Genomic DNA, 4199 nt, shown 5'->3' on the forward strand with positions numbered 1-4199 from the left:
CCTTGGCCCCGTCACCGGCCTCCCCGACGACGGAGTACCCCTCCTCCTCCAGCATCTCCTTGAGATCGAGCCGGATCAGCGCCTCCCGCTGCCCCAGACGCGCTTCGTGCTCCGCAAGGCGCTCGTCGCCAAGCTCCCCGTGATCCTCGTGGTCAACAAGACCGACCGCCCCGACTCGCGCATCGAGGAGGTCGTCGCCGAGGCGACCGACCTGCTGCTCGGTCTCGCGAGCGACCTCGCGGACGAGGTCCCCGACCTCGACCTCGACGCGATCCTCGACATGCCCGTGGTCTACGCCGCGGCCAAGGTCGGACGCGCCTCGACGGTCCAGCCGGCCGACGGCTCGGTCCCGGACAGCGAGGACCTCGAGCCCCTGTTCAAGGTCATCCTCGACAAGATCCCGGCCCCCACGTACGAGGAGGGTGCGCCGCTCCAGGCTCACGTCACCAACCTCGACGCGTCGCCGTTCCTCGGCCGCCTCGCGCTGCTGCGCATCTTCAACGGCACCATCCACAAGGGCCAGACCGTCGCGTGGGCACGTGCCGACGGCACGATGCAGAACGTCAAGATCACCGAGCTCCTCGAGACCAAGGCGCTCACCCGTGTGCCCACGGACTCTGCGGGCCCGGGCGAGATCGTGGCCGTCGCCGGCATCGAGGAGATCACCATCGGTGAGACCCTCACGGACCCCGACGACCCGCGTCCGCTGCCGCTCATCACGGTCGACGACCCGGCGATCTCGATGACGATCGGTATCAACACCTCCCCGCTCGCGGGCAAGGGCGGCAAGGGCCACAAGGTCACGGCCCGCCAGGTCAAGGACCGTCTCGACAAGGAGCTCATCGGCAACGTGTCGCTGCGCGTCCTGCCGACCGAGCGTCCGGACGCCTGGGAGGTCCAGGGGCGTGGAGAGCTCGCGCTCGCCATCCTGGTCGAGCAGATGCGCCGCGAGGGCTTCGAGCTGACCGTCGGCAAGCCGCAGGTCGTCACCAAGCAGATCGACGGCAAGCGCCACGAGCCCATGGAGCGCATGACGATCGACGTGCCCGAGGAGTACCTGGGCAACGTCACGCAGCTCCTCGCGCAGCGCAAGGGCCGCATGGAGACCATGTCGAACCACGGCACGGGCTGGGTCCGCATGGAGTTCGTCGTCCCGGCTCGCGGGCTCATCGGCTTCCGTACGCGCTTCCTCACGGACACGCGCGGCACGGGCATCGCGTCCTCGATCGCCGAGGGCTACGAGCCGTGGGCAGGCCCCATCGAGACCCGTGTGAACGGTTCGCTCGTCGCTGACCGTGCGGGCGTCGTGACGCCGTTCGCGATGATCAACCTGCAGGAGCGCGGCTCCTTCTTCGTCGACCCCACGCAGGAGGTCTACGAGGGCATGATCGTCGGCGAGAACTCGCGCAACGAGGACATGGACGTCAACATCACCAAGGAGAAGAAGCTCACGAACATGCGTGCCGCGTCGAGCGACACGTTCGAGAACCTCACCCCTCCGAAGCACCTGACGCTCGAGGAGTCGCTCGAGTTCGCCCGCGAGGACGAGTGCGTCGAGGTCACCCCCGAGGTCGTGCGCATCCGCAAGGTCATCCTCGACCAGACCGAGCGCGCCCGCGCGTTCTCCCGCGCCAAGAAGTCCTGATCTCGTCAGGACTGCACAACCGCTGAGCACGCAGCCCGTGCCGCTGGTCCTCGTGGCCGGCGGTGCGGGCTCCGCTCTACCTGCACCTCTGGAGGACGAATGAGGCTCGAGCCGGTCCAGCCCCGTGGTGGGCTGCTCGCCGTGCACGCGCACCCCGACGACGAGACCCTCGCGACCGGCGCGCTGCTGGCGACGTGGGCGGCGGCGGGCGAGCCGGTGACGCTCGTGACGTGCACGCGCGGCGAGCAGGGCGAGGTCATCGGCGCGGAGCTGGCGCACCTCGAGGGCGACGGTCCGGCTCTCGCGGCGCACCGCGAGGGTGAGCTGGCCGCGGCGCTGGCGAGCCTGGGCGTGTCCGACCACGTGTTCCTCGACCAGGTCGAGGACGGCGAGCCCGGCGGCTCGCCTGGCCAGGTCGGTGAGCGTGCCTTCCGCGACTCGGGCATGGCCTGGGCCGCGCCGGGCATCGCCCGGGCCGCGGCCGAGGCGGACCTCCCGGAGGGCGCGCTCGTCGGCGTCCCGCTCGACGAGGCGGCGCGCCGCCTCGCGCGCGTGCTGCGCGAGCGGCGCCCGCGCGTCGTGGTGACGTACGAGCCGTCGGGTGGTTACGGCCATCCGGACCACGTGCGGGCGCACGAGATCACGGTCCGCGCGATCGAGCTCGCCCGGGAGCAGGGTTCCGTGCTGCCCGACGGCGGAGCCCCGGACCCCGAGGTCGTCCGGCTGGACGGTGCGCGCGCAGGTGACCCGTCGGCGGGTCACGAGCTCGCGCTGTGGCAGTCCGTGGTGCCCGCCGAGGTCGCGCGAGCAGCTCGACGTGAGCTGGCCGTCCTGCCGGGGGTCGCGGCGCTGCGCGCCGAGCATCCCGAGCTCACGCTGCCCGACCCCGAGGAGCCGCTGCCCCCCGTGGCCAAGACCGGTCTCGAGGAGGTCGTCGTGGTCGAGGTCGAGCCGGTGCTCGGTGCCGTGGTCGGCGCACTGCGTGCGCACGCGACCCAGGTGCAGCACGTCGGCGTCGCGGTGCGGCACGGCGACGGAGCCCCGGAGGGGGAGCGGGACCAGATCGCTGCGGGTGAGGTCCTCGGGTGGTACGCGCTGAGCAACGACGTCCTCGCTGCCCTTCCTTCACGCGAGTTCTACACGGTGACCTCGGAGTCTGCGGGAGCCTCTCGCACGTTCACGGGAAATGATCAGACAGGACCAGTAGCGTGGACGTCGTGAAGAAGACCGGAACCCGTCGCCTGACGCACGCGCTGCTGTGCGTGCTGCTCGGCCTCGTCGTGGGCGTCGTCGGCACGGTCATGCACCGTGTCGTGGTGACGGACCACCTCCTTCCCGTGGGGGTCGTCGTCGCGCTGCTCGCGGTGCTCGCCGCGGGGACGCTCGCGCGGGCCTGGGCCGGGTACGCCGGGGTCGTCGGGTTCGCGATCGGATGGGTCGTCGCCGTCCAGGTCCTGTCGATGCGCGGGCCGGGTGGTGACCTGCTCGTACCCAACCAGACCGTCGGGCTCGTGTGGGTCTACGGCGGGATGCTGCTCGTAGCGGCCGCGGCCTTCCTCCCCGCGTCCTGGTTCAGCGACCGACCCGTGCGTGCCGTCGCCCGCACGAGCGACGAGTCGCCGCAGCCGCAGATCGCCACCGGATCTTCACCCGGAACACCCACCGGACACTTCGGTACAGACGCATAGAATTGCCCCCGTGCGGGCTGCCCGCATCCCCCACTCTTTCGTCGCGGCTCGACCGCGCACCCACATCATCACGGAGACAGTCGATGGGACACCCGACCGAGCGTGAGAACGCGCCCGACCCGAGCCTGAGCGACGGGACTGCGACTCCTGTGGAGCCAGGCACCCCGGCCGCCGCAGCGGCAGTGCCCGCCGCGGCCGACGCCCCGACGAGCCCAGCCGCCGAGGCCGGGCGCGCCGTCTCTGACCAGGAGGTCGTCGAGCCTGCGGAGGAGTCGGCTCCGGTCGAGGGCGGGTCTCTGGACACGCAGCCCGTGCCGACGCCTGCCGAGGATGCGGCAGTGCCCGCCGCGGACACGGTGTCATCGCCTGAGCCGCCCGCCGAGACGCTCGGCACAGAGGACGTCACGGTCGAGTCCGGCGCGGACGTTCCGCCGGTCGACTCGGACGCGGTGGTCACGCCCGCGACGGCACCGGCTGTACCTGCCGAGCCCGCGCCGGTCGCCGAGGCGACCGCGCCCGCAGCCGCAGATGCTCCTTCGGGAGAGGCCCCGGCACCGGTCGAGCCTGCATCAGTCGAGTCGGCAGAGACCGTGGCCGATGCCGAGCTCCCCGCTCCTGTCGAAGCGGCGCCGGTCGAGCACGCCCCTGTTGCGGTCGAGCCGGTGAGCGCACCCGCGCCGACTGCCGCTCCCGTCGCGGACACCGAGCCCGCGGCAGCTGCTCACGGCCCGTCGTTCGACGATGACGACGACGTGCCCTACTCTCCTCGGGTCTTCGCGTTCGAGCAGGCGGACGCTCCCGCCGAGCCGGCTCCCACCGAGCCGGCTCCCGTCGAGCCCGCTCCCGCTGAGCCCGCAGGTCCGGTG

The 4199-nt window shown here is 71.9% G+C and carries 3 protein-coding genes and 1 pseudogene; all 4 read left to right on the forward strand.

What is annotated here, in order from left to right:
- Window positions 1-1645: EF-Tu/IF-2/RF-3 family GTPase (locus ACFWFR_RS11285; RefSeq protein ID WP_377623024.1), on the forward strand; the 1645-nt coding region annotated here is incomplete at its 5' end.
- Window positions 1646-1744: 99 nt separating this feature from the next.
- On the forward strand, window positions 1745-2866 hold the full coding sequence (locus tag ACFWFR_RS11290) for a PIG-L family deacetylase (RefSeq protein WP_377623025.1): 1122 nt from the start codon (window positions 1745-1747) through the stop codon (window positions 2864-2866).
- A complete protein-coding gene (locus tag ACFWFR_RS11295; RefSeq protein ID WP_191803348.1) occupies window positions 2863-3333 on the forward strand; it encodes a DUF6113 family protein in 471 nt (156 codons plus the stop codon). The genes ACFWFR_RS11290 and ACFWFR_RS11295 overlap by 4 nt, the downstream gene beginning before the upstream one ends.
- A gap of 83 nt (window positions 3334-3416) precedes the next feature.
- Window positions 3417-4199, forward strand: a pseudogene (locus ACFWFR_RS11300) (hypothetical protein); the annotation flags it as partial.

The sequence above is a fragment of the Oerskovia sp. NPDC060287 genome, assembly GCF_042726775.1.
GTDB classification, from domain to species: domain Bacteria; phylum Actinomycetota; class Actinomycetes; order Actinomycetales; family Cellulomonadaceae; genus Oerskovia; species Oerskovia merdavium.

Coding starts and splice junctions, on each gene's coding strand:
- ACFWFR_RS11290 (WP_377623025.1), top strand. CDS start 1,745: ATGAGGCTCGAGCCGGTCCAGCCCCGTGGTGGGCTGCTCGCCGTGCAC.